The sequence below is a fragment of the Paracoccus zhouxuedongae genome (assembly GCF_041927815.1).
In the GTDB taxonomy this organism is placed as follows: domain Bacteria; phylum Pseudomonadota; class Alphaproteobacteria; order Rhodobacterales; family Rhodobacteraceae; genus Paracoccus.
Map to the genome: position 1 here is coordinate 156699 of NZ_JBHFHM010000001.1, position 24698 is coordinate 181396.

Genomic DNA, 24698 nt, shown 5'->3' on the forward strand with positions numbered 1-24698 from the left:
CGCGCGATGCTGGGAACCATTCTGAAGGCCGTGCTGTTCGTCGCGCTTGTGGCGGTTCTGGCACTGGCGGTGACAAATCTTTCCGATGCCGCCGCCGGGGTCCGCATCCAGATCGGGCAGACCGAATATCTGCTGGGCCCGGTGACCGCGGTGATCGCGTTGCTGGTCACCCTGTTCCTGATCTGGCTGGCGCTGAAAATCGCGGGGATGCTGTCGGCCTTCATCCGCTTTCTGGCCGGGGACGCGACCGCGCTGAACCGCTATTTTGACCGCCGCCGCCGCGCCAAGGGCTATGACGCGCTGGCGCAGGGGATGCTGGCGGTCGCCTCGGGCGAGGGGCGGCTGGCGCAGGCGCAGGCTGCCCGCGCCGACAAATACCTGAACCGGCCCGAGGTGACGCGGCTTCTGACCGCGCAGGCCGCCGAGGCCGCGGGCGACAGCCGCACCGCCTATGACGCCTATAAGGCGATGCTGTCGGATGACCGCACCCGGTTCGTCGGCGTGCAGGGGCTGATGCGGCACAAGTTGGCCGAAGGCGACACCGCGACCGCGCTGCTGCTGGCGCAAAAAGCCTATGCGCTGAAGCCGCGCCATGCCGACGTGCAGGACACGCTTTTGCAGCTGGAAACCAAGACCGGCCATTGGGGCGCGGCCCGCAAGGTCTTGGAAGACAAGGTGAAAGACGGCCGCCTGCCGAAGGATGTCTACAAGCGCCGCGATGCCGTCATGGCCCTGCAAGAGGCGCGCGAGGTCTTTGCCGAGGGTGCGACGATCGAGGCACGCGAAGCCGCGATTGCCGCCAACCGCAAGTCGCCTGACCTGATTCCGGCGGCCGTGATGGCCGCGCGCACCTATCTGGCGACGGGTGAGGGGCGCAATGCCGCGCGGGTGCTGACGAAGGCCTGGGCCGCGCAGCCGCACCCCTCTCTGGCGGCGGTCTTTGCCGAGATCGTGCCGGATGAGACCCCGCAGGCGCGGATCAAGCGGTTTGAACAGATGCTGGGCACCAACCCCGATCACGTCGAAACCCGTCTGCTGCGGGCCGAGCTGAACTTGGCCGCCGAGGACTTCCCGACCGCGCGCCGGGTGATGAAGGGCCTGCCCGACAGCCATCCAACGGCGCGAGTCATGACGATCATGGCCGCCATCGAGCGCGGCGAAGGCGCCGATGACGCCGTGGTGCGTGGCTGGCTGACGCGGGCGCTGACCGCCAGCCGGGGTCCGCAATGGGTCTGTGACGATTGCCAGAACGTGATGGCCGATTGGGCACCGACCTGCGACGCCTGCGGGCATTTCGACACGCTGACCTGGCGCGAACCCAAGGGCGCGGCGCAGCCGATCGCCAATGGCGCCGAGATGCTGCCGTTGATCGTCGGCGCCATCGAAGGCCCGAAACCCGAGCCGCAACCCGCGCCTGCGCCGGTCGTGGATGGCCCGCGTCCGGGGATGATCGACGACGACCCGCCCGCACCCGAACCGGCCCCGCGCGCCGCGCCGGTGGCCGTGCCCGTGATGACCGAGCCCGAGCTGCGCCCCGGTTTCACCGCGCCCGAGCCGAAGGCTGAGCCCAAGCCGCAGCCGCAGCCGAAACCGCACCCGCAGCCCGAGCCGAAACCCGACGACGCCCCACGCCCGGCCAGCCCGGACATGGCCGACAGCCGCAGCGACCGCGCCGCCGTCAAAGGTGTCCGCGACGAACCCGATGTCGTCGATCTGGCGCGCCGCGCGCAAGAGATGGGCTGACCGCCACGGCCGGATCATGCATGGCCGACCACCACAGGGCGGCGGGATCTTCCCGCCGCCTTTTTTCGCGCCTTGGTCGGCCGCATCACGCCCCGCCGCCTTCTGCCGAAAAACCGCAAAAGGGGGCTACACATGGCCGCCAAAGGGTGCTATCGCCCGCGCACCAGTGCCGGTGTAGCTCAGCTGGTAGAGCACGTCATTCGTAATGATGGGGTCGGGGGTTCGAGTCCCTTCACCGGCACCACCCCCACGCGGGGACAACCGCGATAGCGCACAAATCCGTGCATTTGCTGATCCCGCGCGCCCGTGGCGCGCGTTTGCGTTTGCATTTGCGCGCAAAAATGCGCACCCGGTTACGCACAAATCACGCGGGGTGCGTAAAGTGGCGACGATTCGCAAAGCGGGCAAGGGGTGGCGGGTCGAGGTGTCCCGGCGCGGGGTGCGGCGGTCCAAGGTGTTGCCGACAAAGCGCGAGGCGATTGACTGGGGCGCGCGGGTCGAGGCCGAAATCATGGCGGGCAGCACGGGCGCTGCATCACCCCAGCCGCTGTCCGAGGTGCTGACCCGCTATGCGCGCGAGGTCAGCCCAACCAAGCGAGGGGAGCGGTGGGAATCGTTGCGTCTCAACAATTTTGCCAAGTCGGATCTGGGCCGCATCAGGATGCGGGATCTGGGGCCAGAGGATATCGCCCGGTGGCGAGATGCGCGGCTGGCGGTCGTGTCGCCGGGCACGGTCCGGCGCGAACTTAACCTGCTATCGGCCGTGCTGACCAAGGCGGTCAAGGAATGGCGGTTGATCGCGTCCAATCCCTGCGAGGATGTCACCAAGCCGACGCCCCCGCCAGCGCGTGATCGGCTGGTCACCGACGATGAGATCGAGCGGCTCGTGCATGTGGCGGGGGATGACCTGGGCAACGCGACCGCGCGCGCGATCCATGCGTTTCGGCTGGCCTGCGTCACCGGGATGCGCGCGGGCGAGATCGTGGGGCTGCGCTGGGCTGCGGTCGATCTGGATTCGCGGGTTGCCCGGCTGGCCCGGACCAAAAACGGCACCGCGCGCGAGGTGCCGTTGTCGCTGGCGGCGGTCGATCTGCTGCGACCTCTGGCGGGGCGTGACCCGATTTTCGGGCTGCATTCGCGCCAACTGGATGCGCTGTTTCGCAAGGTGCGCGAAAAGGCGGCGATCGAGGGGCTGACATTCCACGATTCGCGCCACCGTGCTATCACCGACCTGTCACAAAAGCTGGATGTGCTGGCGCTGGCCAAGATGGTCGGGCATCGCAATATCAGGCAGTTGTTGACCTATTACGATGCGTCTGCGTCCGATCTGGCGCGGCGGCTGGATTAGGCCAGCCGCACCTGCCGGTTGCGCCCTGACCCGCGCGCCGCCACGCGCCCCTCGGCGATCCAGCGGCGCACGGTCGAGGTGGTGACGCCGCGCAGCCGCGCGGCCTCGGGGATCGTCACCCATTCCGGCGCGGGGGTCACCGTCGCGCCGTGCAGGGCCTGCGCCAGCGGGGCGATGTGGCGCGCGATGATGCGGTCCAGCTCGTCGCTGTCGATCACGATCATGCCCATGGTCATGCCTCGTCAATCAGTATCGTTACGCGCACGCGGACAGCACGCACCCGGCCCGCCCGCCTGTCGCGCCGATACGCGCCAGGCCCATTCCAGTCGTCGTCGTAATCTTTGATTGCTGCGGATCTTGAGGGGTGGACGGTATGTTCCAATAATCCGCCGTCGACCCCGCGATAGTAATGCAGGATTCCCCATCCGATCGCATCCTCGATTGATTCCGGTTTTTCCGGCTTTTGGTGCAGGGTCATGCCGCGCCGCCGATCTGCGCGTTGCCGATCTCGACCAGCCGCCCGCCCTGCCATTGCAGGCGCGTGGGGCGGCTGTGTCCCATCACGGCGACCGTGCTGCCGGGATGGATCGGCAGCGTATAGACCAGCTCGGCCAGGCTGTTGCAAATATCATCAGCGCACCACCCGTCGCCCGGCCCATCGGCCAACACCACCGCCGTCATATCCTGCGGCGCCGGTGGGTCGAGGGTGACGGTCAGCGCATCAGCATCGACGCCGGTCACGCGGTGCCAGGTGATCGTCTGCCGCCAGCCGTCAAACATCTGTCCGTCGGCGGGCGGCGTCGTGCGCCCCCAGTCCGCATCGGGCTGCGCCAGCCAATCCTGCCAGGCGGCAAGCGTCGGCGCGCAGGGCATCTCCTCATCGGTATAGTCCGCCAAATAGAGATGGTCGTTGATGACCGCGGTCATGCCCCGCCCCCTCTGACGATCAGCCAGGCCACCAGCAGCGTGACCACCGCGATGATCAGGGTCACCTGCGCGCAGCGCAGCGATTGGCGCAACTGTGCCTGGCGCAGGGTGCGGTCATTGTGCTGCGCCCAGATGTCGCCGATCGCCGGATCGCTGCCGACGTCATCCTGCGGTTTGCGCGGGGTCATGCCGCACCCCCGGTCGCGGGTTGGCCGCAGACGGGGCGTTGGCGGGTGGTTTGGCCGCGGGCGGATTTGAGCGCGGCCCAGGCCAGATAGCGCAGGCTGGTGGGGACCAGCACGGCCACGTCGGGCGAGGTGACGATCAGGCGGGCGTCGGCCAGGGCCTGACGCTGGATCAGGGCCGGGCGGATCGGCGGGTGGTCAGGATGGCGCATGGCCGGTCTCCCATCGGGGTTGCGATGGGGTGAAAGTTGTCATTTGGACAAGTTTCACGCAAGGGGAAAATTGTCATGGGGACAATTTTTGTAAAGGGTCATAAAAAACCCCGCCGAAGCGGGGCTTTAGGAATCGTCACGTTGCGGTAAAATCAGGGCTTGATGAAGCCGTGATCAGCGGCGGCTTTGGCGATGGCGGCGCAATGTGCGGTCTTACCGCTGTCGGGGCGGTCCTTTTGGGCGAATTCCTCGCCCATGCGCCCAACGTCGATCTGCTGGGCAAAGTTCAGGTCGCCCGCCGGGGTCTGCGCCGTGACATAGGCGGTGATCGCCGCCTGGTCGTAGGTCAGGCCACAGTATTTTTCCGAGGCCATCAGGGTGCCGATGCCGCTGGCGGCCTGCATGGCCTTTAGGCCGGCCATCGGATCGTCGGCCCAGGCCGGCGCCGCGATCAGGGTCAACAGGATAAGGGCGCGGGTCATGTTTGGGTCTCCGTAATGATTTTTTTGCCGCGGGTCAGCATGACGATGATGCCCAGGATGATCGCGCCCGCCGCCCAGATCGACAGCAGGAACCCCGCGCCCAGGGCGGTGCCAAGGGCGGCGCCCGCCCTTTCGGCCTCGGTGGTCAGGTGACTTGCCTGTTCTGCCGACCCGCCAACCCCGGAGATGAACGCGAACAACATCAGCAGGTTAAAGCCGATGAATAGCAACAAAAACAGCCAGCCGAATACGCCCCGCTTGCGTTTTTCGATACGGGTAACAGTGGTGGACAACAGTAATCCCTCCTTCAGGGTTCAACGATTTCAATATCTTGTCGTCGGATGTGGCGTCGGAACGGCGCGGCCCATAGCAGATGCACCCCATAGATCGGTGGATAGATCGGGTTGACCGAATGCAGGTCGAATGTGCCTGGGTCGCGTCCCGGCTTGAGGCGCTTGACCAGCGCGCCGTCATCGGCTGTGGCGCAGATTGCCACCTGGCCCACCGCATTGGGCGAGACGCCCAGGAAGTGCCGGCTGAAAAACAGGATGTCGCGGTCGTCGATCATGCCCGCCATCGAATCGCCCGTGACCTCGACCGCAACAATATCCTCGGGCGACAGGTCATCGGGGGCAGCGACGTAATAGAGGCCGCCGCCGGCGGCATAGGCGTCAACCAGCTCGACTTCGGCACCTGCGGCGACCCTGCCAACAACCGGAATCGGTGTCTGTGTCGCTAAAATTGCGGAGACAGGCACGCCAAGAACTTCGGCAATGCGCTTCAGCATTGTGGCTGATGCCATCCGCCGCCCGCTGATCAAGTGGCTGATATGACCCGGCGAGGTGTCCAGCGCGTCTGCAAGATCGCTCTGCTTCATGCCCTTCTGGGCTAAGATTCGGCCAATTCGTAGCTTCATGACTGTCTTATCAGCCCGATCGCGCGCGCCGCGAATGCGCGCTGTGCAAATATTTACTCTCCGACAAGTTGTCTCTTGACATGATGTCTTGTCTCAAAGACAACTTGTCGCCATGTTCACCGCGTTCATCATTTCCAAGAGCAAGGGCGATCGGGGCTTCCGCCGCAGGTTCGCCGCGCAGGTGGGGATTAGCCCCAGCCATCTGTCTGCCCTCGAGGCGTGCCGGAAAGTGCCCTCTCTCGACCTCGCGCACCGGATCGAGACCGCCACCGGCGGTGCCGTGCCGATGCGAAGCTGGGTCGATCGCCCCGATGACGGGTGCGCGTGCAGCCCCGGTTCCGAAACGGTCGCCGCTGATGGCGACCGTATCCCCGCCGCCCCGTGCGGCCCCAACCAGCAGGTGTTCCATGATCCCGATTCCCAGCCTGATGCGGCCTGATCCGCGCAGTCATCACCGTCACAGTGGGCGGCCAACGTCCTGCCGCAATCCGCTGGATCGCGCTGCGATGCGGCCCGATCGCCGCCCGTCGCCGCGCGCGCTGTCCGAGGATGCGCGGCGCACGCGCGCGGCCGCCCCGGATCGCTGGCGGGCCTTTGTTCGTGCCACCTGTCCCAGCCGCGAGGTCGCGGCGGCGGAATACGGGGTCTGTTTTCAGACCGCCTGCAACTGGTGGGACGCGCTGACCGCGCCCCATGCCGGGGCGGTGATGACCGCCTATGACCGCCACCCGGCCCAAGCCGCGCAGTATCTGCGCGCCGCGTAAGGATTTTTTACATGGAGGAAAACATGAAACCCGTCCTTGTCACCACCCAGCATCGCGGCGTGTTCGCCGGTCTGATTCCTGACGATCAGGATTTGACCGCGCGGTCGATGGGCTTGCGCCAGGCGCGCATGGCGATCAAATTTGGCACCACGCGCGGCGTGATGCAGCTGGCCGAGACCGGGCCGACCGGCAAATCGCTGATCAGTGCGGTCGCCGATATCCCCGTGCTGCACGATATCACGGCCGTGATCGCGGTGACGCCGGAGGCGTGGGGCAAATGGACGACCGCCTGATCACCGCCGACGATCTGATTGCTGGCGGGTGCTGCCGGTCTGGCGTGATGGCCTCGGCCAGTGCGTCATGGCCGGCAGCGTTTACGGTGTCAGCCGCTCTAGCGGAGGCGCGACGGGTCGGCCAGGCAGGGATCGTCCTGCGGTCGCTGGATCTGGACGGCTACGGCTACGGCTACGGCTACGGCTACGGCTACGGCGACGGCGACGGCTACGGCGACGGCTACGGCTACGGCGACGGCGACGGCTACGGCTACGGCGACGGCGACGACGACGACGACGGCGACGGCTACGGCTACGACGACGGCGACGACGACGGCGACGGCTACGGCTACGACGACGGCGACGACGACGGCGACGGCTACGGCGACGGCGACGGCTACGGCGACGGCTGACACGCTTGCCCGGAGGACGGTGGGGCATCGTGGCCTGACCGCAAACCGCCGGGGATGGCCGGGCACGGGTATCAGGACGCCGTCCCCGGAAACTGCGGCTGGCCCGGCCGAGAGGTGGGATCACCCATCAGGGCGGCTCTGTCTGACCTGCGCGCTACTGTCCTCGCGCGCGGGCAACTGGGGCGGCGCGAGGCCGCCGCCCCCTTTTATCGCCACGCACTGTCCGCCGCGTCGGGCGGTGCCCGCCGGGGCCGCGCGGTGTGCTGGCTCCTCCCCCGCGCTGTGCGGCCCTGGCGACCAATCAATTGGAGTGACCGATGAGACCTGATCCTGCGCCTGCCCCTGTCAAGCGGACGATCGCGCTGTTGGCGATCTGGGCCGTGGCGGCGGCGGCGATCGAGGGTGCGACCGACCCGGTGGCGCTGCGTCGTGCCGGCGATCTGGCCGATAGCCTGGCGCCTGACGACCCCGCGCGCGATGCGCTGCGCGATTTTGCGCAGGCCGCATCTGATCTGCGGGACCAGCCGGATCGCCTTGCCGATGCGGGCCATCTGCTGATGGATGCGGTCGAGCGCGCGGCCTGGCCCGCAGCTGATAGGAGGCTGGCCGATGCGTGATGGACCGTCCGTGTTGCCCTGCGTCGATGGCGTGATGACGATCGAGCGGCTGCGCGTCATGGCCGCCCTTGGGTCGTCGGTCGTGCTGCACTCGGACCAGGCGCGGCAGTTGATCCAGGATCTGCGCCGGCATGAGGCTGCGGCCGCCGTCCCCCCGCAGGATACTGATCGCCCGCAGGATGCTGCCCGCAGCCTGCTGTCTGGCGCTGCGTGGTTTTTGCAGGGACTGCTGGTTGGCATCACGGTCGCCGTCCTGGTGCTGCCATGACCGCCCGCCGCGTCACCGCAGCCGACCGGCTGGCGCTGCATCTGGCGGGCTGGATGGCGGCCGATGGCATCAGCGGCACCGACTGGGGGCGCGCCGCGTCGATCCTGGCCGAGTCGCTGCCGCAGGCCGGTCTGACAGGGCCGCTGGCCTGGCTGTCGCCGGTGGCGCGCGATCTGCTGGATTGCGGCTATGAGGCGCGGGGCGCGGCGGTCTGGCGGGCACGGCGGGCGCTGGCGGACTGGCACATGCAGCAAGCCGCCGATCTGTGGGAGGTCGTGCGGGCCGACCGGGCGGGTGCGGCATGATGGTTGAGTGGCGCCCGCGCAATCAGAGGAGGCCGTGGCTGGCCGAGGATATCGCCGCCCTGATGGGCCGCACCGCCAAGGCGATCGGGATGCAGGTCGTGCGCCTGCAACAGGCGGGACATGACGTGCGGCGCGACAAGCCGTCGCCCGTCCGCACCCGCATCGCCAAGCCGTTAAGCGTGCAGCAGCGTCTGCCCCGGCTGCGGCGCACCGATGCGCCGCCGGCCTGGGCTGTCGGCATGGTCGCCCCGGCCCGGCGGTTGGCCTGCCAGATCGAGGCACTGCCCCCGGTCGATGGGGTGACGCCCAACACCGACTGGGATATCTGCATGGCCCTGCGTCATGCGACGACACCGGAGATGACGCGCGCCGCGGCCCGCGCCGTGGCAATGGACCACGGTCTGACCGATCGGGTCGTGCTGGATCGCTGGTCGTCGCTGGTGCCCGCTGATTTGCGCGTGATCACCGCGCGGCCGCCCTATTACCGGCTGGCGCCGGGCGCGGATCGGCTGATCCTGTCCGTGCTGACGGTGCGCCGCGATGCCGCCCGCGCACAGGGGGTGCCCCGTGGTTGATGATCTGCGGCTGTCCAAGGCCAAGGCGGTCGACTGGGATCGGCTGATCGAGCGGCTGGAAATCGACGGGCTGACCCGCGCCGGGGTCGAGCGCATCGGCCCCTGTCCGTCCTGTGGCGGGTGTGATCGGTTTGGGATCAACACCCGCAAAGGGGTGTTTTTGTGCCGCCGCTGTGAGGCGCGCGGCGATCAGGTGTCGCTGGTGCAACTGGTGCGCGGGGTGGACTTTCCGGCCGCGCTGGATTGGCTGGTCGGCCCCGAGGAGCGGCTGACGCCTGCCGAGCGCGCCGCCGCCGAGGCCAAGGCCAAAGCGGCCCGCGCGCAGTCCGAGGCGACGGCGCGCGCCAAGCGGGCCGAGGCCGTCACCCAGGCACAGCGCCTGTGGGCCGAGACGATCCCGGCCGAGGGCACCGCCGTGCGCGACTATCTGACCCTGCGCGGCATCGGCCCGGCCCTGCTGCCGGTGATGCCCGAGGATCTGCGATTTGACCCCGCCGCCCGCTATGTGATCCCGGCGCGCGATGCCAGGCGCGGCGCGTTTGAGGTGCTGACCACCGGCCCGGCCATGGTCGCCGCGATCCGTGATCGGTCGGGGCAGGTGACGGCGGTGCATCGCACCTGGCTGGACCTGTCGCGGCCCAAGGGCAAGCTGTCGATCAGCCACCCCGACAGCGGCGATCCGCTACCCGCCAAAAAGGTGGTCGGGTCCAAAAAGGGTGGGGCGATCCGGCTGGCCCGTGGGTCGCGCGATTGCGACGTGCTGGTGATGGCGGAGGGGATCGAGACCACACTGACCGCCCTGGCGGTCGCCACGATCCCGGCCGCGCATTGGTGCGGCGTCGATCTGGGTAATCTGGGCGGGCGTATGGCCCGCGTCGAGGGCCGCCGCTGGTCCGGCCTGCCGGATCTGGACGATGCCGATGCGTTCGTCCCGCCGCCCTGGGTGCGGCGGCTGGTCTTTGTGCTGGACGGTGACAGCGATCCGGGCGCGACCCGCGCCAAGCTGATGGCGGGCCTGCGCCGCGCCATGGCTTTGGTGCCGGGTCTGGTCGGCCAGATCGTCGCACCTGGCGCTGGGGTGGACCTCAATGACGTGCTGATGGGCGATCTGCCCGAGGGGGATCAATGACAACCCGCGCTGACATCCTGGACACCGCCCGCGATTACGTCACCCGCGACCGCGCGGCCACCCATGGGCGGCCCGAGGACACCTTTGCCCTGATCGCCGCCTATTGGTCGGCGCATCTGGGCGTCACCATCAGCGCCGTCGATGTGGCGGTGATGATGGCGCTGCTCAAGGTCGCGCGCATCCGCGCCAACCCCGGCCACGTCGACAACTGGGTTGACGGCGCGGGCTATCTGGCCTGCGGCGGTGAGCTGGCGAGCGGTGGGGGTGCGGTGTGATGCGCTACCTGTCCGTCTGCTCTGGTGTCGAGGCTGCATCGCTGGCGTGGCACGGCCTCGGCTGGTCGCCCGTCGCATTCAGCGAGATCGACCCCGGTGCCTGCCGGGTGCTGGCGCATCGGTTTGGGTCCAACCTGCCGGGTGAGGCGCACGCGACAAACGGCGTCCCGAATTGGGGCGACATGACACGATTTGAGGAGTGGCCCGATGCAGATGTCGATGTCATTGTCGGCGGAACACCCTGCCAGGATTACTCCGTTGCAGGAAAACGCCTCGGCATGGCTGGCAGCCGCGGCAGCCTGTCGCTTACCTATATCCAGATCGCTGCACGCTATCGCCCCGACTGGATCGTTTGGGAAAATGTCCCCGGCGTCCTGTCAAGCCAAGGCGGACGCGACTTTGCGCGATTTTTGGGCGACCTCTCGGGCCAGTCGATCGAGGTGCCGCCCGACGGCTGGAAAAACGCCGGACTCATCCCCGGAATCGGCGACGCCTATGGCCTCGCCTATCGAGTGCTTGACGCTCAATTTGCCAGAGCATGTGACCACCCCCGCGCTGTCCCACAGCGACGGCGCCGTGTCATCGTTGTCGGATATCTTGGAGACTGGCGGCGTGCCGCAGCGGTATTATTTGACGCCGAAAGCCTGCGCGGGGATCCTCCGCCGCGCCGAGAAGCGGGGCAAAGATCTGCCCCCACCCTTGCTGCGCGCACTCACGGCGGTGGCGGGCTTGGGACAGACTTTGACCTAGATGGCGGGCTGGTCGCCAATTCCGGCGACGTGGGCTATTGCCTGACGGCGAGTGCGCAGCAAAGCCTCGACGCCGAGACCGAGACCTTGATCGCGGTCGCCCACGCTCTGCGTGGCGAGGGCTTTGACGCGAGCGAGGACGGCACTGGGCGCGGGACGCCTTTGGTGCCGGTGGCCTTTGACTGCAAGGGCGGTCAGGTCCAGACCGAGGCCGGGGGTATCGCGCCCACACTGCGCAGCATGGGGCACGGCGCCAGCCATCAAAACGGCGGCGGGCAACTGGCGATTGCCATCCAAGAGCGCGCAGTTTGCGAAAATCCCGCCTCGGGACCGGACGGCGCAGGGATCAGGCAGGACGGCGCGGCCTATACCCTTGACGCGCGCACCACGGCGCAGGCTGTGGCGTTTGACATGCGTGGCCGTGATGGCGGTGCAATGCCAGAGGGGCCGCATGACACGGCCAGTATCCGCGCCGCTGCTGGCGGATCGTCCCGCAGCTACATTGCGCAACCCTGGGCCGTCCGCCGCCTGACCCCGCGCGAGTGTGAGCGGCTGATGGGGTTCCCGGACGACTGGACTCTGGTGCCCGGCAAGCACGGCAAGCCCGCGGCTGACGGCCCGCGCTACAAACAATGTGGCAACAGCATGGCGGTCAATGTGATGGCGTGGATCGGCGAGCGGATCGCGCTGGTGCAGGGGATGCTGTGATGACCCGCGCCCCGTCCACCAAGCCTCTGTTTCGCGCCATGTCGGGCCGCGCCGCCCCGGCGGCTGCCGTAACCCTGCCGATCGAGGCACCCGCCGCGGCCCGCCCCCGTGATGACGCCCGCCGCGCGGATGATTTTTACCCCACCGTCCAGCCCTGCGCGATCCGGTCGCTGCTGGCCTACGACGGCGCGCGGATCCGCGACTGCGGCGCGGTGTGGGAGCCGTGCGTGGGCGCAGGCGATCTGGCGCGCGAGATCGAGGCGTTCGGCCTGCCGGTGATCGGGTCCGATCTGCGCGATCGCGGCTGGCCCGGCACGATCGTGCAATCCTATTACGACTGGGACGCCAGCCCGGCGCGGGCGATCATCACCAACCCGCCCTATGATCAGATCAACGCTCGCGACGGCGCGGGCCGCTGGCTGCGCCACACGCTGGACATGCCGGGCTGGGACTATCTGGCGCTGTTGCTGTCGTGGGATTGGCCGGCCGCCGTCAAAAACGGCCTTGGCGCGCTGCTGGATGAGCGGCCCTTTAGCAGGGCCTGGCTCATCCGCTGGAAAATCGACTTTACCGGCGACGGCAGCCCGCCGCAGCGCAACGCCTGGTTTGTCTGGGACCGCCTGGACCGGCGCGGCCCCGGCGCCAATACCCCGCACCCCGATTTTTGTTTCATGGACCGCCGCGATTGGCGGCAGGATGGCCTGCTGTGACCGACACCCCCGATCGCCCCGACACCCCGCGCGGGCTTGACGCCGTGCGCCAGATCCTCGCCAACCCCGAGACCGTCGATCTGCCCGAGGATCTGGCCCGCCCCGTCGCTGACGCCCCGCACCCCGATCAGGCCGGGCCGGACGATGCGCCGCCGGTGGATGACCGCCCCGCCGACGACCTGCCGCCCGAGGTGGCCGAGGCCGTGCGCGATTGCGCCGAGTTTGCGCTTAACGATTTTGGCAACGGTCGCCGGTTTGTGCGGCATTTTGGCACCGATCTGCGGTTTGTCGGCCGCATCGGCTGGCACGTCTGGGATGGCCGCCGCTGGGCCTGCGATGAGGAGATCGCCAAGGACACCGCGCCCCGCGTCCGCGCCGCCGCGCAAAAAATCGGCCCGCTGATCGAGCATGAGGCCGCCTGGCTGCGCCCGCTGTGGCATGAGAGGGAGACGATCCGGGCCGAGATCGAGGCCGCCGAAAACGAGTCCACGCGCCTTAAACTGATCCCGCCAAATGATCGCCCGGCGACATATGCGACCGAGCTGCGCAATGCCTCGGCCAGGATCGACGCCGGGCGCGCCACGCTGGACGCCTATCACAAAAAACGGGGCCGCATCCTGACCCACGCCAAAAACGCCGGTAACAGCGGGCCTCTGTCCAACATGGCCAACGAGGCGCGGGTGATGCTGGCCGTCCATCACGACGATATGGATGCCGACCCGCTGGCGCTGTGCGTCGACAACGGTGTGTTGCGGTTTGCGCGGGTCCGCGACGGCGACCGCTGGTATGCCTCGGCCGAGCTGGTGCCGCATGACCGCGCCCACAACATCAGCAAGCTGTCGCCGGTGATCTATGACCCGGATGCCGAGTGCCCGACGTTCGATGCCTTTCTGTCGCGGATCATGCCCTCGCATGAGATGCGGCGGTTTTTGGCGCGCTGGCTGGGGCTGTCGATCACCGGACTGACCTGGGAACAGCGGCTGGCGTTTTTTTACGGGTCGGGCGCCAATGGTAAATCGGTGCTGGTCGATCTGATCGCGCGCATCCTGGGCGACTATGCCGCCACCGCCAAGATCGAATCGCTGACCGGCAAGTCGCGCCGGGGCGGCGGGGATGCGACGCCCGACCTGATCCCGCTGGTCGGCGCGCGCTTTGTCCGCGCCTCGGAACCCGATGAGGGTGAAAAGTTGCAAGAGGGGCTGATCAAGGAACTGACGGGCGGCGAGACCATCCTGGTGCGCGCGCTGCACGCCGACTTTATCGAGGTGCGGCCCCTGTTCAAGCTGACGATCAGCGGCAACCACAAACCCGAAATCAGGGCGACCGATGACGGCATCTGGCGGCGGGTGATGCTGGTGCCGTTTGACGTGCAGATCCCCAAGCCCGAGCGCGACCCGGACCTGATCAACAAGCTGGCGGCCGAGGCATCGGGCGTCCTCAACTGGCTGATCGGCGGGCTGCTGGAATATCTGGAGATCGGCCTGGCCGAGCCAGCGGCGGTGCTGGATGCGACCGCCGAATATCGTGAGGACAGCGACCCGATCGGGCAGTTTTTGGCCGACTGTTGCGCGGTGACCGGCGACCCCGACCACTCGATCCCGGCCACCGAACTGCGCGATGCCTTTATGCTGTGGCAGATCGGGCAGGCCATGACCGCCTGGACCGACACCACCGTATCCAAGCGCATGGCTGAAAAATCGCGCCGATACCGGGGGCCGCGCGGGGTCTCATTCACAATCCGCAAATCGGCAGGGGTCAAGATTTATGACGGTATCCGCCTGATCGAGCCATTCGCGGGCCGTTTCCGCGACGCGCCCCGCGATGCCCAGGGCCGGTTTCTGCGGTCGCGCGCCGAGGGCCAATCGTGATCCCCGCACCCCCAATCACCGCCCTTCGGGGACGGAAGGGACGCAAACCGACTGGCGCGGGGACGATGCGACCCACCGGGGTCAGGGGGATGGCGGCCCGAATTATCATTCCGGGTCAATTGCTTGACGCCGCCGCCGGGGTCGATGGGGACGCTAGGGACGCAATTTTCAGGGTTATGCGCGCGCGTAATTCAACGGGGTCTGGGGTGGGGTTTGAAATGGTTTCTTGCGCGTAACTTTACAGATTGCGTCCCTAGCGTCCCCAGCGTCCCTATTTCCGCCCTAACGTCCTGATTTCATTCGCTTACGTCCCTTTCGTCCCTTTGATCCTATCGTCCCCCACTTCTTGATCTATCGTCCCTATCGTCCCTGTTAAGAGACCAACCAACACAAGCCCTAGCGGAGACAAAAGAATGAACCACAAGATGAGCGAAAAGGGGCAGTCAAAAGGAATGGACCGGGCCGGGATCGAGGCGATCAAGGCCGCCGCCGCCGTCCCGGCAAGCTGCGGGCCGGACATTGCGCCCAGCCCGGCGCGTGGCCCCTATCGCCTGTGGCAGCCGGTCGAGATGCGCCCGGACCCCAAGAACGCGACCGGCTGGCGGGCCGAGACGGTGGGCCACCTGGGCCGTGACGCGATCTGGCGCGTCACCGCGCTGGATCTGATCAACCGGGCCGCCCGCCGTGCGCGCCGCCCGGAACCGTTTGGCCCGGACCATCTGTCGGTCGCCGCGCGCTACGCCGCCCTGGCCGAGCGGCACAGCGCCGGTGGCGTCAAATGCGCCAACCTGCTGTCGTCGGGTGGCGGGGGTGATGGCGGCGCGGCCTTTATGGATACCTATCTGGCCGAGGGCCGCGACCTGACCCTGATGCAGTTGCGGATCGGCAGCGGCTGCGCCCTGGCCGTGCGCCGCATCCGCCCGTCGCATCGCGGCGCGGGCGCGCGCAACATCAGCGACCGGGCGCTGGTCGATGCGGTCGTGATCCACGGGCTGTCGCCCTCGGACGTGCTGCGCGCCGCAAGCTGGTCCGTTGACGGCAAGCACCGCCGGGTATTGGTCGAGGCCCTGCGTGGCATCCTGGACCGGATGAGTGGTGCTGCGCGCTAGGGCTTGACGGCTTATCCCCGTCCATCGCATAGATATGGGTATTATCCACACCTGCGCCCCGAGGGATCATCCCTGCGGGGCGCAGTGCATTCCGGGGGTGGTGTGATGGCGCGCCTGCGTGAGGCCAAACCGGCGGTGCGGGGCGTGACAGCGCCGTTGCGCGGTCGGGCTGATGATCAGACCAGATCAGAGCGTGAGGCCGCCCGCCACCGTCAGCGCGATGTCGAAGTCGACAGCCGTCGCTGGTATAAGACCCAAGCCTGGCGTGACCTGCGCTGGGCTACCCTCGTGCGGGCGCGCTTTGCCTGTGCGATGTGCGGCGCGGTCCATGCGGCGGACACGTCGCAACTGGTTGGCGATCATATCCGGCCGCATCGCGGTGACGCAGCCCTGTTTTGGGCGCCGCACAACATCCAGTGCCTATGCCGTGGCTGCCACGACCGGCACAAACAGAGCGCCGAGCGCAACCGCGCGGCGGACTTTGATGACCTGCTGCGCGGGTGGGAGGGGGGTGGGCAATAGTCCCCAGCCCCCCGCCCAGAGACCCGCGCCCCCCTCACGCGGAGATTTTTTTACGGTGGACACGGAAATCGACCTGTTCGGCAACCCCGTGCGGCACGGGCCGCGGGGGCGCGGTCGGCCTCCGTTTGTGGTAACGCCTGAAAAAGTCAATAAAATCAAGCTAGGATTAGCGCTTGGCTGGTCAACAGAGAGGCTGGCGAATGCGCTGGCTTGCTCGACGGCCACGCTCAAGCGGTATTTTAGAGCCGAGCTGTCCGAGCGGTCGATGGCGCGGGATCAGCTTGACCTGACGCGGCTGGCGCTGGTGATGGCGGAGGCCAACAAGGGCAATGTCGGCGCGATGCGCGAGCTGTCGCGGATGATCGAGGCCAACGACCGACGTGTGATGGCTGCGACCTATGGCGATGTGCCCGACGCCGCGCCCCAGAAGCCCGCGCGGATCGGGAAGAAAGAGGCCGCACAGGCGGCAGCAGAAAGTGTCGGGGGTGAGGGGTCGGACTGGGGCGCTGACATCCTGCCGGGGTTCGGGCGGCCGAATTGATCCGGGGTCAGGAGTGGTCGACGGCGCTGCCCGACTGGGAGCGCCGGATCATGGCCGGGGAATCGCTGATCCCTGACCTGCCGTTGGTCAGGGCGGCGGCGGAAAAGGCACTGCGGATTTTCAAGCGGCTGCGCGCCCCGGACATCCCCGGCAATCCGACCTATGGCGAGATCAGCGCACCCTGGGTGTTTGATTTCGTGGGGGCGGTATTTGGGTGCTATGATCCGGTCGCCCGCGCCCGGATGATCAGCGAGTTTGGCCTGTTGGTCCCTAAAAAAAACGGCAAGTCCTCGATCGCGGCAGGGATCATGGTCACCGCCGCGATCCTGAATGACCGGCCCAATGCAGAGCTGCTGCTGATCGCCCCGCGCATCGCAGTGGCAAATATCGCGTTTAGCCACGCGGCAGGCATCATCCGCCTGGACGAGGAGCTGTCGGCGATTTTCCACATCCAGGAGCATCGACGCCAGATCACCCACCGGACAACGGGCGCTGTGCTGGTGATCCAGCCTGCCGATCCCAAAGTGGTCACCGGGTCAAAGGCAGCCTATGTGCTGATCGACGAGTTGCATGAGTTTGCGCAGATGCCGCGCGCGGATGCGGTGCTGCTGGAGATCACCGGCGGCCTGGCGGCGCGGCCCGAGGGTTTTTTGCTGTGGATCACCACGCAATCCAAAAAGCCGCCACAGGGCCTGTTTAAGGCAACGCTGGAAAAGGCGCGGGCGGTGCGGGACGGCACACTAGATTTGCCGATCCTGCCGGTGCTGTATGAGATGCCGCTGGCCGTCGCCCGTGACGGCGGTTGGAAAAACCCGGCCACCTGGCCGCTGGTCAATCCGTCGCTGGGTCGGGGTGTGACGGCGCAGTTTCTGGCCGACCAACTGGCGACGGCCGAGGCCACCGGACCAGAGGCGCTGGCGCTGTTTGCCAGCCAGCATTTTAATGTGCAGGTCGGGCAGGCGCTTGAGCATGACATGTGGCCGGGCGCGCTGTTCTGGGAGGCTTGCGCCGAGCCGGGGGGGCTGACGCTGGATCAACTAATCGCGCGCAGCGAGATCTGCACGGTCGGCGTGGACGGCGGCGGCCTGGATGACCTTTTCGCGTTGGCGGTGATTGGGCGCGACCGCGAAACGCAGGACTGGCTGCACTGGTGCCACGCCTGGGCACAGCCCGAGGTGCTGGAGCGGCGCAAGGGAATCGTGGCGCAACTGCACGACTTTGAGCGCGAGGGCAGCCTGACGATTTGCGCGCTACCGCGCGAGGATGTCGAGGCGGCGGCGGATGTGGTGGCGCGACTGCTGGATGCCGGACTGTTGCCGGATGGCGCACCGGGGATAGGGCTGGACAGCTATGGCATCGCCGAGCTGCTGGACGCGTTGCAGGCGCGTGGTGTGGTCGAGGAGCAGATGGTCAGCATTGGGCAAGGGTGGAAATTGCAACCTGCCGTGCTGTCGCTGCCCCGGCGGCTTAAAGAGCGCCGGTTTTGCCACGGCGGGACCGGCTTGATGGCGTGGGCGGTCGGCAATGCCAAGGCCGAGCTTAAGGGGAGCAACTGGGTCGTGAGCAAACAGACGGCAGGCGCCAGCAAGATCGACCCGCTGATGGCGACCTTTAACGCGGCGTGGCTGATGCTGCGCAACCCGGCGGGCGGTGGGATCAGTGACTTTCTGGCCGCGCCGGTAATGGTGGTGTGATGTCTGGCACGATGACCGCCGCTGCCCAGACGATGCCGGTGCTGCTGGACCGGCACGCGCGGCCGCTGGCTGCGGTGGGCGATCTGGCAGGGATGACCAAGGACCAGCGGCTGTGGCTGTCCCGTGGGGATCTGGGTTTTTATGTCGGAGCCAGTGCAGCGGGCAAGGCCGTGACGATCCAGTCGGCAATGCAGCTATCAGCATTTTGGGCCTGTGTCCGCCGCACGGCCGAGGCCATCGCCAGCCTGCCGCTGGACCTGTATGAGCGGCAGCAGGACGGCGGGCGCGTCAAATCGCAGGACGCTCTGGCTGATGTGCTGACCTTTAGCCCTAATGCTGATCAGACCGGGGTCGAGTTCTGGGAGGGGATGATCGCCTGGCTGTGCGTGCGCGGCAATGCCTATGCGGTGATTGACTGGTATGGCGACCGGGTGTCGTCGCTGTCGCCGTATCCGTCGACCCATGTCAAACCGGTGCGGTCGCTGGACGGGGTGCTGTCCTACGTCGTGACCGAGCCTGACGGCACCCGCCGTCCGGTGGCAGCGCGCGACATGCTGCACCTGCGCGGCTGGGGCTTTGGCGGAGATGAGGGGCTGTCGCCGGTGGCCTTTGGCGTGCAATCGCTTGGCACCGCCTTGGCGGCCGAGGAGACGGCGGGCAAAATGTTTGGGTCGGGGATGCAAACCAGCGGTGTGCTCAAGACCAACCAGCGGCTGTCGCCCGCGCAGCGCGAGCAGTTGCAGGAGGTGATGAGCGGATACGCCGGGTCCAACAGGGCGGGCAAGCTGATGATTCTGGAGGCGGGGATGGATTATCAGGCGCTGACGATGAATCCCGAGGATGCACAGATGCTGGAATCGCGCCGGTTTGGGGTCGAGGAGGTTTGCCGATGGCTGGGTGTGCCGCCGATCGTCATCGGCCACTCGGCCGATGGACAGACCATGTGGGGGTCTGGGGTCGAGCAGATCATGCAGTCCTGGCTGACGTTGGGGATCAACCCCGTCCTTAAAAAGATCGAGCAGCGCATCGCCAAGTCGCTGATCCCGGCGAGGCTGCGTCGGACGATCTATGCCGAGTATAACCGCGAGGCCCTGTTGCAGATGGATAGCGCCGCAAAGGCGGCCTTCCTGGGGGCGATGGCGACGACCGGTACGATGACCGCCAATGAGCGGCGGCAAAAACTTAACATGGAGCGCCATCCTGATCCGGCAGCGGATCAACTGTTTATCCAGGGTGCGATGGCGCCGATCGGGCAACTGGCGGGCGCAGCGCCCGGCAAGCTGACGGAGTAACCGACGATGACCAAACGGGTTTTGCCCGCCGCCCATCTGGGCGCGCGGCCTGTCAGCCTGCGCGCGGAACTATCGCCGCGGGCGGTCGACATGTGGCATCCGGGCCTGCAAGCCCGCGCCGCCGATGGCGGCAAGAACGCCCCCTATCAGATCGACGTGCTGGAGGTGATCGGGGAAGATCCATGGACCGGCGGCGGCGTGACGGCCCGCAAGATCGGTGCGCTGCTGCGTCAGGCCGGGGACCGTGATCTGATCGTCAACGTCAACAGCCCCGGCGGCGACGTTTTCGAGGGGCTGGCGGTCTATAACCTGCTGCGCGAGCATCCGGGCGCCGTGACGGTGCGCATCATCGGTCTGGCCGCCAGTGCAGCGTCGATCATCGCCGAGGCCGGGGACACGGTGCAGATCGCCCAGGCGGGTTTTTTGATGATCCACAATGCCTGGGTGTTGTCGGCAGGGGACCGTCATGCCTTGGCGCAGACCTGCGAGATGCTGGCCGCTGTCGATGGGGTGATGGCGGATGTCTATGCGGCGCGGTCAGGTCTGGCCGCCAGCGAGGTTACCGCGCTGATGGACCGCGAGACCTGGCTGTCTGGCAAGGAGGCGATCGCGCGCGGCCTGGCCGATGAGCATCTGGCCTCTGACGCCGTGACCGACAACGCCAAGGCGAGCGCCGCGCCGCATTTGCGCGCGCTGCATCGCGCCGACGCATTGATGGCCCAGGCCGGCGCGAGCCGGGCCGCGCGCCGGGAAATCATCGGGGAATTGACCGCCATGCCGCGCGCTGGCGAGGACGGCACGCCGGGCGCTGCCGTGAGAGGGGCCGCCGCCGACCTGCTGGCGCGCCTTAAATCCATCCACGTCGGCTAGAGGGGATCACCATGCCGTTGGACGAAAAACAGATCGGCGATATTGCCGATCAGATGACCCGCATCTCGGCCGAGATGCGCGAGGCGACCCAGCAGATCAAGGCCGACGCGGCCAAGGCACTGGACGAAAACAAGCGCCTGGGCGCGCTGACCGCCGAGACCAAGGCCGCCGCCGATCAGGCGCTGGCCAAACAGGGCGAGCTGATGGCGCAGGCGGATGCGCTGCGCGCCGATTTGCGCGAGGTCGAGCAGCGCCTGTCTGGCCGCCGTGCGGGCGCCGGGCCGCGCCAGTCGGCGGGCCAGATGATCGCGGCCTCGGATGAGATCGCGGCCTTTGCCAAAGTCGGTGACGGCAAGGTCAAGGTCAGCGTTCAGGCGGCGATCACCAGTGCGCCGGGATCGGCCGGTGCCCTGATCGCGCCGCATCGTGACCCCGAGGTGGTGATGCCCGAGCGCCGGATGTTGCAGGTCAAGGATCTGCTGACGCCCGTCCCGACGATCAGCGACCTGATCCAGTTTGCGCGTGAGCTGACCCGCACGGGTGCGGCTGGCGTCGTGCCGGATGATGGCGTGACCAAAAAACCGGTGCTGGAACGGGCCTGGGGCAAAGAGGAGGAGTCCGTCAAGACCATCGCGGGCATCATGCACATCCACCGCTCGACGCTGGCCGATCTGCCGCGGCTGGCCGCCGAACTGGACGGCGAGCTGCGCTATGAGGTCGAGTTGGCCGAGGAGGCGCAGATCGTCGCGGGCGACGGCACCGGCGAAAACATGTCGGGCCTGATCGCCAATGCCACCCCCTACGCGATGGCTGCCAAGCACGCCCAGCTCAAGGGCGGCACCGCCAATCGGATCGCCATGGTCCGCCTGGCGATGCTGCAACTGGCCAAGGCCGGCTATGTGGCGGACGCGCACCTGTTGTCGCTGGATGATGCGGCGATGCTGGACCTGATGGCCGATGAGGTAGGCAAGTATATCTACGGCAACCCCAGGGGGTCGATCGGCAACGCCGTGCTGTGGGGCCGCCCGGTCATCGAAACGCTGTCGATGCCGGAGGATTCGTTCCTGACCGGGGCATTCCGCCGCGCCGCGACCTATTACGAGCGCGAGGCGACCGAGGTGCTGTTTTCGACCGAGCATGGCGACAACTTTGTCGTCAACATGATCACGGTGCGCGGCGAAAAGCGGGCGGCGCTGGCCGTCAAGCGACCCAAGGCGCTGGTCTTGGGCGACTTTGGCTTGGTTGCCTGATCGACGACTGCCTGATGGGCTGCCTGTGATGGGCAGCCCATACACCTGAACACAAGGAGATGAAAATGCTGCTTAAATCCCTACGCCCGGCGGTCGGCATCTATGGCACCGTGCCCAAGGGCGGCGTCGTCGAGGTCGATGAGGCCACGGGCAAAAAGCTGCTCAAGACGGGGCGTTTTGTCCAGGCGACGGAGGCTGACATCGACGACGCCGCTGCGCGCGAGATCGGCCGCGTTGCGACGGCCAGTGGGGCCGATGCCGACACGGTCGATGCGGGCACGGACAAGGACGATGCCGATACGGTCGATGCGGGCACGGACAAGGACGATGCCGATACGGTCGATGCGGGGACGGACATCGGCAATGCCGACAAGGGCAAAGCCCAAAAAAAATGACCCGCGCGCCTGTTGTCAGTCTGGATGCGGCAGTGGCGCATCTGTCGCTGCCGCCTGACGCGGATCTGTTGCAGGTCGCGCGCCACGTCGCCGCTGCAACGAGGGCGGCGGAAATGTGGCTGGACAGGGCGCTTTATGCCGGCGCAGCGCCCGACCCGCTGCCCGACGGGGCAATTGAGTGCGGGCCGGATATCGAGATGGCGATCCTGACGATGACCGAGATCAGCTATAACAGCCGCGACGGGGTTGCAATCGATCCGGCGCGCGGCCTGCCGGATGCTGTTTTTGCGCTGCTGTCGCCCTATCGCCGGTGGCGCAGCCTGTCCGGGGCTGTGTGATGGCGCTGTTTGACCGCGCCCCACAGGCGGGCAGCTATCGCACGCGCGTGCTGGTCTTGCGCGCAGCGGTTGTTGACGATGGCTTGCAGCGCAATCGACAGGCATTTGCGCCGGTCGGTGATCTGCTGCCCGCCGCCCGCCGCGATCTGTCGGATGGCGAGCGGTTTGCGGCAGGCATGGTGCGGCCCACCATCGCTGCGCGATACACGATCCGCCAGTCGCCGCAGGTCTCGGCGATCGGGCTGACCGACCGGCTGCGCGCGGGCGGCGCCGATTGGGAGATCATCGGCATCAAGGAGGTGGGCCATGGCGCGGCCCGCGAAATCACGGCGCGGGTGCTGACGTGAGGGTCACAGTCGGCGTGCAGGGACTGTCAGAGGTCGAGGCGGCGTTGGGTCGGCTAAAGCCCGCGACGGGCAAGGCGGCCCTGCGTCGTGGTGCGATCAAGGCGTTGCAGCCGATGGCGGATCTGGCAGCAAGTCTGGCGCCCCGCGACACCGGGTCGCTGGCCGAAAGCATCGTTGTCAGCGCCAAGGCAAAGGGTGCCGGTGCAGATCGTGGCCGATCCGCATTTGCTGCCGCCATGCGCGGTGGTGCGTCCAAAAAGGAGGCGGGCGCAGCCAAGCGCGCGGCCATTGCATCGGCCATGGAGTCGGGCGAGGTGCCCAGCGTCGAGCTGTTTATGGGGCCGGCCAAGGGCAGCAAGCGCGCTGCGATCAAATCCGTGGTGCAGGAGTTTGGGTCGCGCAAGCAGGCGCCGCACCCCTATATGCGGCCCGCCTGGGACCGAGACCAAGCGGCCCTGTTGGAGCGCGTCACCGTCGAGTTGCGATCCGCGATCGACAAAGCCGTCGCCCGCGCCACCAAAGCCGGAAAGCTGCGAGGATGAGCCGACACCTGACGCCGATGCTGGCCGATCTGCGGCGGCTGCTGATGGCTGATGCGGCGGTCATGTCCGCCGCCCCCGGCGGGATCGACTGGGCCGAGCACCCGCAGGATGTGGCGCATGGCACCTATGTCGTGCTGACCCTGATCGATGCGGGCGAGGGCCTGACCCAAGGCGGGCCAGACGCGCTGCTGACGGCGCGTGTCCAGGTCGACTGCTATGCGCTGGCCCTGTTGGGCGCGGCACAGGCTGCCACGACCGTCGCATCCGTGCTGGACGGTTACCGCAACGGCGCTTTTGCCCTGATCAGATCGGCAGGGTCACGATCCCTGCGCGAGGATGGCGACCCGGTGCTGCACCGGGTGTCAAGCGACTATATCATCAACTACGGAGGTTAGGATGGCGCAGGTCAAATCACAGGCCGACATCTCGTTTGACGACAAGGTCGAGATCGGGCGTGGCGACACCCCCGCCTGGACCCAGCTTTATGGGCTGGAGGCGATCAGTTTCCCGGAGTTTTCGCGCGACAAGATCAAGGTGACGCACCAGCAGTCACCGAGCAGGACGCATGAGTATAAGCCCGGCCTGAAGGATGCGTCGGATTGGGAGCTGGAAAAGCAGTGGTGGCCCGCTGATCCCGGCGATGAGATGCTGGCCGCGCTGGTCGCGCTGACCGATGCAGGCAACGCCGAGGATGTGCTGCTGCGGATCACGATCGGCACCGAGGCGCGCACCTATTCCGCCTATGTCGACAGCTACGATCCGGCGGCCGATCTGGGTGAGGTCCGCAAGGCGACGGCCAGGTTTGTCGTCGCTGCCAAGGTGGTTGTCTGATGTTTGACCGGATGACCGCGCGGCATGGGGACCGCATCTTGACCCTGCAATTGACGATGCTGGCGATGGCCGATTTGCAGGACAAATATGGCGCTGATCTGGGGCCTCTGGGTGCGATCAACGCTGATTCCGCGCCGCCTTTTCGGGCCATGGTCGATGTCGTGGCCGCCGCCCTGCGGCGTCATCATCGTGACATCGACCACCTGTCGGTCGCCGACGATCTGCTGACCGATGATCTGACGATTTTTGCCCGCCTGATGGCCGTCAGTTTCCCGCAGCCAGAGGGTGCGGGTGAGCCGGGAAACGGGCAGGCGGCGACCTGACGGTCGCCGAGATCTTGCAGGGCTGGGTTGTGGCAGGTGGCGACCCGGCCAGATTTTGGGATCTGTCCCCGCGCATGTTTGCAATAGAGTCGGCGGCACTAGCCGCGCGACGACGGGCGCAGCGCGGCGATCTGTGGGATCTGGCCGCAATGATGCGTGCCGAAAAGTTGCCTGCGCG

37 protein-coding genes and 1 tRNA gene are annotated in these 24698 nt (G+C 67.2%); 30 read left to right on the forward strand and 8 right to left on the reverse strand.

Translation table 11 applies throughout. From position 1 onward, the window contains the following. Positions 1–6: 6 nt before the first annotated feature. From ACEYYA_RS00755 to ACEYYA_RS00765, 3 genes are all read left to right on the forward strand, one after another. Positions 7–1743 (forward strand): heme biosynthesis protein HemY, encoded by a 1737-nt coding sequence (locus ACEYYA_RS00755; RefSeq protein ID WP_374796563.1) that lies wholly within the window; start codon positions 7–9, stop codon positions 1741–1743. A 168-nt stretch (positions 1744–1911) separates the two neighbouring features. Then, a tRNA-Thr gene (locus tag ACEYYA_RS00760) sits at positions 1912–1987 on the forward strand. 180 nt (positions 1988–2167) lie between these two features. Next, the gene (locus ACEYYA_RS00765; protein WP_374796565.1) at positions 2168–3091 is read left to right on the forward strand and encodes a tyrosine-type recombinase/integrase; all 924 of its coding nucleotides are present in this window, start codon (positions 2168–2170) and stop codon (positions 3089–3091) included. Here the strand turns inward: ACEYYA_RS00765 and ACEYYA_RS00770 are convergent. The 8 genes from ACEYYA_RS00770 to ACEYYA_RS00805 form a co-directional block, all read right to left on the reverse strand. After that, positions 3088–3327: a helix-turn-helix domain-containing protein gene (locus ACEYYA_RS00770; RefSeq protein WP_374796567.1), complete on the reverse strand. Its 240-nt coding sequence runs from the start codon at positions 3325–3327 to the stop codon at positions 3088–3090. The genes ACEYYA_RS00765 and ACEYYA_RS00770 overlap by 4 nt on opposite strands. Then, positions 3324–3569, reverse strand: a complete 246-nt coding sequence (locus ACEYYA_RS00775; protein ID WP_374796569.1) for a hypothetical protein — start codon at positions 3567–3569, stop codon at positions 3324–3326. The genes ACEYYA_RS00770 and ACEYYA_RS00775 overlap by 4 nt, the downstream gene beginning before the upstream one ends. Next, positions 3566–4018, reverse strand: a complete 453-nt coding sequence (locus ACEYYA_RS00780) for a hypothetical protein (RefSeq protein ID WP_374796571.1) — start codon at positions 4016–4018, stop codon at positions 3566–3568. Before ACEYYA_RS00780 ends, ACEYYA_RS00775 begins: the two co-directional genes overlap by 4 nt. Next, on the reverse strand, positions 4015–4206 hold the full coding sequence (locus tag ACEYYA_RS00785) for a hypothetical protein (protein WP_374796573.1): 192 nt from the start codon (positions 4204–4206) through the stop codon (positions 4015–4017). The genes ACEYYA_RS00780 and ACEYYA_RS00785 overlap by 4 nt, the downstream gene beginning before the upstream one ends. Then, positions 4203–4415, reverse strand: a complete 213-nt coding sequence (locus ACEYYA_RS00790) for a hypothetical protein (RefSeq protein WP_374796575.1) — start codon at positions 4413–4415, stop codon at positions 4203–4205. The genes ACEYYA_RS00785 and ACEYYA_RS00790 overlap by 4 nt, the downstream gene beginning before the upstream one ends. Positions 4416–4567: 152 nt before the next feature. Then, positions 4568–4897: a hypothetical protein gene (locus ACEYYA_RS00795; RefSeq protein ID WP_374796577.1), complete on the reverse strand. Its 330-nt coding sequence runs from the start codon at positions 4895–4897 to the stop codon at positions 4568–4570. Next, positions 4894–5190 (reverse strand): hypothetical protein, encoded by a 297-nt coding sequence (locus ACEYYA_RS00800; RefSeq protein WP_374796579.1) that lies wholly within the window; start codon positions 5188–5190, stop codon positions 4894–4896. Before ACEYYA_RS00800 ends, ACEYYA_RS00795 begins: the two co-directional genes overlap by 4 nt. Positions 5191–5204: 14 nt before the next feature. Continuing rightward, positions 5205–5864 carry an XRE family transcriptional regulator gene (locus ACEYYA_RS00805; protein WP_374797392.1) on the reverse strand — a complete coding sequence of 220 codons (660 nt, stop codon included), beginning with the start codon at positions 5862–5864 and terminating at the stop codon, positions 5205–5207. 61 nt (positions 5865–5925) lie between these two features. Between ACEYYA_RS00805 and ACEYYA_RS00810 the strand changes: the two genes are divergently transcribed. From ACEYYA_RS00810 to ACEYYA_RS00940, 27 genes are all read left to right on the forward strand, one after another. Further along, complete coding sequence (locus ACEYYA_RS00810) at positions 5926–6252, forward strand: hypothetical protein (protein ID WP_374796581.1); 327 nt, start codon at positions 5926–5928, stop codon at positions 6250–6252. 67 nt (positions 6253–6319) lie between these two features. After that, positions 6320–6577 (forward strand): hypothetical protein, encoded by a 258-nt coding sequence (locus ACEYYA_RS00815; RefSeq protein WP_374796583.1) that lies wholly within the window; start codon positions 6320–6322, stop codon positions 6575–6577. An 11-nt stretch (positions 6578–6588) separates the two neighbouring features. Next, positions 6589–6870, forward strand: a complete 282-nt coding sequence (locus tag ACEYYA_RS00820; RefSeq protein ID WP_374796585.1) for a DUF6948 domain-containing protein — start codon at positions 6589–6591, stop codon at positions 6868–6870. Then, complete coding sequence (locus ACEYYA_RS00825) at positions 6855–7262, forward strand: hypothetical protein (protein ID WP_374796587.1); 408 nt, start codon at positions 6855–6857, stop codon at positions 7260–7262. The genes ACEYYA_RS00820 and ACEYYA_RS00825 overlap by 16 nt, the downstream gene beginning before the upstream one ends. Positions 7263–7579: 317 nt before the next feature. After that, entirely contained in the window at positions 7580–7879 is a 300-nt protein-coding gene (locus tag ACEYYA_RS00830; protein ID WP_374796589.1) for a hypothetical protein, read from the forward strand. Then, on the forward strand, positions 7872–8147 hold the full coding sequence (locus ACEYYA_RS00835; RefSeq protein ID WP_374796591.1) for a hypothetical protein: 276 nt from the start codon (positions 7872–7874) through the stop codon (positions 8145–8147). Before ACEYYA_RS00830 ends, ACEYYA_RS00835 begins: the two co-directional genes overlap by 8 nt. Further along, entirely contained in the window at positions 8144–8452 is a 309-nt protein-coding gene (locus ACEYYA_RS00840; RefSeq protein WP_374796593.1) for a hypothetical protein, read from the forward strand. Before ACEYYA_RS00835 ends, ACEYYA_RS00840 begins: the two co-directional genes overlap by 4 nt. Continuing rightward, positions 8449–9027, forward strand: coding sequence for a hypothetical protein (locus tag ACEYYA_RS00845; protein ID WP_374796595.1), 579 nt, complete (start codon positions 8449–8451; stop codon positions 9025–9027). The genes ACEYYA_RS00840 and ACEYYA_RS00845 overlap by 4 nt, the downstream gene beginning before the upstream one ends. Continuing rightward, positions 9020–10156 (forward strand): DUF7146 domain-containing protein, encoded by a 1137-nt coding sequence (locus ACEYYA_RS00850; RefSeq protein WP_374796597.1) that lies wholly within the window; start codon positions 9020–9022, stop codon positions 10154–10156. Before ACEYYA_RS00845 ends, ACEYYA_RS00850 begins: the two co-directional genes overlap by 8 nt. Beyond that, positions 10153–10431 carry a DUF6378 domain-containing protein gene (locus ACEYYA_RS00855; RefSeq protein WP_374796599.1) on the forward strand — a complete coding sequence of 93 codons (279 nt, stop codon included), beginning with the start codon at positions 10153–10155 and terminating at the stop codon, positions 10429–10431. Before ACEYYA_RS00850 ends, ACEYYA_RS00855 begins: the two co-directional genes overlap by 4 nt. Continuing rightward, complete coding sequence (locus ACEYYA_RS00860; RefSeq protein ID WP_374796601.1) at positions 10431–11888, forward strand: DNA cytosine methyltransferase; 1458 nt, start codon at positions 10431–10433, stop codon at positions 11886–11888. Before ACEYYA_RS00855 ends, ACEYYA_RS00860 begins: the two co-directional genes overlap by 1 nt. Further along, positions 11888–12598, forward strand: coding sequence for a hypothetical protein (locus tag ACEYYA_RS00865; protein ID WP_374796603.1), 711 nt, complete (start codon positions 11888–11890; stop codon positions 12596–12598). The genes ACEYYA_RS00860 and ACEYYA_RS00865 overlap by 1 nt, the downstream gene beginning before the upstream one ends. Beyond that, positions 12595–14466, forward strand: a complete 1872-nt coding sequence (locus ACEYYA_RS00870) for a DNA primase family protein (RefSeq protein ID WP_374796605.1) — start codon at positions 12595–12597, stop codon at positions 14464–14466. Before ACEYYA_RS00865 ends, ACEYYA_RS00870 begins: the two co-directional genes overlap by 4 nt. A gap of 425 nt (positions 14467–14891) precedes the next feature. After that, the gene (locus ACEYYA_RS00875; protein WP_374796607.1) at positions 14892–15575 is read left to right on the forward strand and encodes a hypothetical protein; all 684 of its coding nucleotides are present in this window, start codon (positions 14892–14894) and stop codon (positions 15573–15575) included. A gap of 105 nt (positions 15576–15680) precedes the next feature. Next, positions 15681–16097, forward strand: a complete 417-nt coding sequence (locus tag ACEYYA_RS00880) for an HNH endonuclease signature motif containing protein (RefSeq protein ID WP_374796609.1) — start codon at positions 15681–15683, stop codon at positions 16095–16097. A 265-nt stretch (positions 16098–16362) separates the two neighbouring features. Next, on the forward strand, positions 16363–16638 hold the full coding sequence (locus tag ACEYYA_RS00885; protein ID WP_374796611.1) for a hypothetical protein: 276 nt from the start codon (positions 16363–16365) through the stop codon (positions 16636–16638). Further along, positions 16635–18332, forward strand: a complete 1698-nt coding sequence (locus ACEYYA_RS00890; protein ID WP_374796613.1) for a terminase large subunit — start codon at positions 16635–16637, stop codon at positions 18330–18332. The genes ACEYYA_RS00885 and ACEYYA_RS00890 overlap by 4 nt, the downstream gene beginning before the upstream one ends. Continuing rightward, on the forward strand, positions 18332–19624 hold the full coding sequence (locus ACEYYA_RS00895) for a phage portal protein (RefSeq protein WP_374796615.1): 1293 nt from the start codon (positions 18332–18334) through the stop codon (positions 19622–19624). The genes ACEYYA_RS00890 and ACEYYA_RS00895 overlap by 1 nt, the downstream gene beginning before the upstream one ends. 6 nt (positions 19625–19630) lie before the next feature. Beyond that, positions 19631–20494 carry a head maturation protease, ClpP-related gene (locus ACEYYA_RS00900; RefSeq protein WP_374796617.1) on the forward strand — a complete coding sequence of 288 codons (864 nt, stop codon included), beginning with the start codon at positions 19631–19633 and terminating at the stop codon, positions 20492–20494. 11 nt (positions 20495–20505) lie between these two features. After that, positions 20506–21744, forward strand: coding sequence for a phage major capsid protein (locus tag ACEYYA_RS00905; protein ID WP_374796619.1), 1239 nt, complete (start codon positions 20506–20508; stop codon positions 21742–21744). Between the two features lie 65 nt (positions 21745–21809). After that, positions 21810–22139, forward strand: a complete 330-nt coding sequence (locus ACEYYA_RS00910; RefSeq protein WP_374796621.1) for a hypothetical protein — start codon at positions 21810–21812, stop codon at positions 22137–22139. After that, positions 22136–22477 carry a head-tail connector protein gene (locus ACEYYA_RS00915; protein ID WP_374796623.1) on the forward strand — a complete coding sequence of 114 codons (342 nt, stop codon included), beginning with the start codon at positions 22136–22138 and terminating at the stop codon, positions 22475–22477. Before ACEYYA_RS00910 ends, ACEYYA_RS00915 begins: the two co-directional genes overlap by 4 nt. Then, complete coding sequence (locus ACEYYA_RS00920) at positions 22477–22824, forward strand: phage head completion protein (protein ID WP_374796625.1); 348 nt, start codon at positions 22477–22479, stop codon at positions 22822–22824. The genes ACEYYA_RS00915 and ACEYYA_RS00920 overlap by 1 nt, the downstream gene beginning before the upstream one ends. Before the next feature lie 113 nt (positions 22825–22937). Next, positions 22938–23366: an HK97 gp10 family phage protein gene (locus tag ACEYYA_RS00925; protein ID WP_374796627.1), complete on the forward strand. Its 429-nt coding sequence runs from the start codon at positions 22938–22940 to the stop codon at positions 23364–23366. Then, positions 23363–23761: a tail completion protein gp17 gene (gene gp17, locus ACEYYA_RS00930; protein WP_374796629.1), complete on the forward strand. Its 399-nt coding sequence runs from the start codon at positions 23363–23365 to the stop codon at positions 23759–23761. The genes ACEYYA_RS00925 and gp17 overlap by 4 nt, the downstream gene beginning before the upstream one ends. 1 nt (position 23762) lies before the next feature. Continuing rightward, entirely contained in the window at positions 23763–24197 is a 435-nt protein-coding gene (locus ACEYYA_RS00935; protein ID WP_374796631.1) for a phage tail tube protein, read from the forward strand. Beyond that, positions 24197–24520, forward strand: coding sequence for a hypothetical protein (locus ACEYYA_RS00940; protein ID WP_374796633.1), 324 nt, complete (start codon positions 24197–24199; stop codon positions 24518–24520). The genes ACEYYA_RS00935 and ACEYYA_RS00940 overlap by 1 nt, the downstream gene beginning before the upstream one ends. Positions 24521–24698 lie beyond the last annotated feature (178 nt).

Excerpts from the sequence above, each read along its gene's own strand:
- ACEYYA_RS00755 (WP_374796563.1), top strand. The coding sequence starts at position 7 with ATGCTGGGAACCATTCTGAAGGCCGTGCTGTTCGTCGCGCTTGTGGCG.
- ACEYYA_RS00770 (WP_374796567.1), bottom strand. The coding sequence starts at position 3,327 with ATGACCATGGGCATGATCGTGATCGACAGCGACGAGCTGGACCGCATC.
- ACEYYA_RS00775 (WP_374796569.1), bottom strand. The coding sequence starts at position 3,569 with ATGACCCTGCACCAAAAGCCGGAAAAACCGGAATCAATCGAGGATGCG.
- ACEYYA_RS00780 (WP_374796571.1), bottom strand. The coding sequence starts at position 4,018 with ATGACCGCGGTCATCAACGACCATCTCTATTTGGCGGACTATACCGAT.
- ACEYYA_RS00785 (WP_374796573.1), bottom strand. The coding sequence starts at position 4,206 with ATGACCCCGCGCAAACCGCAGGATGACGTCGGCAGCGATCCGGCGATC.
- ACEYYA_RS00790 (WP_374796575.1), bottom strand. The coding sequence starts at position 4,415 with ATGCGCCATCCTGACCACCCGCCGATCCGCCCGGCCCTGATCCAGCGT.
- ACEYYA_RS00795 (WP_374796577.1), bottom strand. The coding sequence starts at position 4,897 with ATGACCCGCGCCCTTATCCTGTTGACCCTGATCGCGGCGCCGGCCTGG.
- ACEYYA_RS00810 (WP_374796581.1), top strand. The coding sequence starts at position 5,926 with ATGTTCACCGCGTTCATCATTTCCAAGAGCAAGGGCGATCGGGGCTTC.
- ACEYYA_RS00815 (WP_374796583.1), top strand. The coding sequence starts at position 6,320 with ATGCGGCCCGATCGCCGCCCGTCGCCGCGCGCGCTGTCCGAGGATGCG.
- ACEYYA_RS00820 (WP_374796585.1), top strand. The coding sequence starts at position 6,589 with ATGGAGGAAAACATGAAACCCGTCCTTGTCACCACCCAGCATCGCGGC.
- ACEYYA_RS00825 (WP_374796587.1), top strand. The coding sequence starts at position 6,855 with ATGGACGACCGCCTGATCACCGCCGACGATCTGATTGCTGGCGGGTGC.
- ACEYYA_RS00830 (WP_374796589.1), top strand. The coding sequence starts at position 7,580 with ATGAGACCTGATCCTGCGCCTGCCCCTGTCAAGCGGACGATCGCGCTG.
- ACEYYA_RS00835 (WP_374796591.1), top strand. The coding sequence starts at position 7,872 with ATGCGTGATGGACCGTCCGTGTTGCCCTGCGTCGATGGCGTGATGACG.
- ACEYYA_RS00840 (WP_374796593.1), top strand. The coding sequence starts at position 8,144 with ATGACCGCCCGCCGCGTCACCGCAGCCGACCGGCTGGCGCTGCATCTG.
- ACEYYA_RS00845 (WP_374796595.1), top strand. The coding sequence starts at position 8,449 with ATGATGGTTGAGTGGCGCCCGCGCAATCAGAGGAGGCCGTGGCTGGCC.
- ACEYYA_RS00855 (WP_374796599.1), top strand. The coding sequence starts at position 10,153 with ATGACAACCCGCGCTGACATCCTGGACACCGCCCGCGATTACGTCACC.
- ACEYYA_RS00860 (WP_374796601.1), top strand. The coding sequence starts at position 10,431 with ATGCGCTACCTGTCCGTCTGCTCTGGTGTCGAGGCTGCATCGCTGGCG.
- ACEYYA_RS00865 (WP_374796603.1), top strand. The coding sequence starts at position 11,888 with ATGACCCGCGCCCCGTCCACCAAGCCTCTGTTTCGCGCCATGTCGGGC.
- ACEYYA_RS00875 (WP_374796607.1), top strand. The coding sequence starts at position 14,892 with ATGAGCGAAAAGGGGCAGTCAAAAGGAATGGACCGGGCCGGGATCGAG.
- ACEYYA_RS00880 (WP_374796609.1), top strand. The coding sequence starts at position 15,681 with ATGGCGCGCCTGCGTGAGGCCAAACCGGCGGTGCGGGGCGTGACAGCG.
- ACEYYA_RS00885 (WP_374796611.1), top strand. The coding sequence starts at position 16,363 with ATGGCGCGGGATCAGCTTGACCTGACGCGGCTGGCGCTGGTGATGGCG.
- ACEYYA_RS00895 (WP_374796615.1), top strand. The coding sequence starts at position 18,332 with ATGTCTGGCACGATGACCGCCGCTGCCCAGACGATGCCGGTGCTGCTG.
- ACEYYA_RS00900 (WP_374796617.1), top strand. The coding sequence starts at position 19,631 with ATGACCAAACGGGTTTTGCCCGCCGCCCATCTGGGCGCGCGGCCTGTC.
- ACEYYA_RS00905 (WP_374796619.1), top strand. The coding sequence starts at position 20,506 with ATGCCGTTGGACGAAAAACAGATCGGCGATATTGCCGATCAGATGACC.
- ACEYYA_RS00910 (WP_374796621.1), top strand. The coding sequence starts at position 21,810 with ATGCTGCTTAAATCCCTACGCCCGGCGGTCGGCATCTATGGCACCGTG.
- ACEYYA_RS00915 (WP_374796623.1), top strand. The coding sequence starts at position 22,136 with ATGACCCGCGCGCCTGTTGTCAGTCTGGATGCGGCAGTGGCGCATCTG.
- ACEYYA_RS00920 (WP_374796625.1), top strand. The coding sequence starts at position 22,477 with ATGGCGCTGTTTGACCGCGCCCCACAGGCGGGCAGCTATCGCACGCGC.
- ACEYYA_RS00925 (WP_374796627.1), top strand. The coding sequence starts at position 22,938 with ATGGCGGATCTGGCAGCAAGTCTGGCGCCCCGCGACACCGGGTCGCTG.
- gp17 (WP_374796629.1), top strand. The coding sequence starts at position 23,363 with ATGAGCCGACACCTGACGCCGATGCTGGCCGATCTGCGGCGGCTGCTG.
- ACEYYA_RS00935 (WP_374796631.1), top strand. The coding sequence starts at position 23,763 with ATGGCGCAGGTCAAATCACAGGCCGACATCTCGTTTGACGACAAGGTC.
- ACEYYA_RS00940 (WP_374796633.1), top strand. The coding sequence starts at position 24,197 with ATGTTTGACCGGATGACCGCGCGGCATGGGGACCGCATCTTGACCCTG.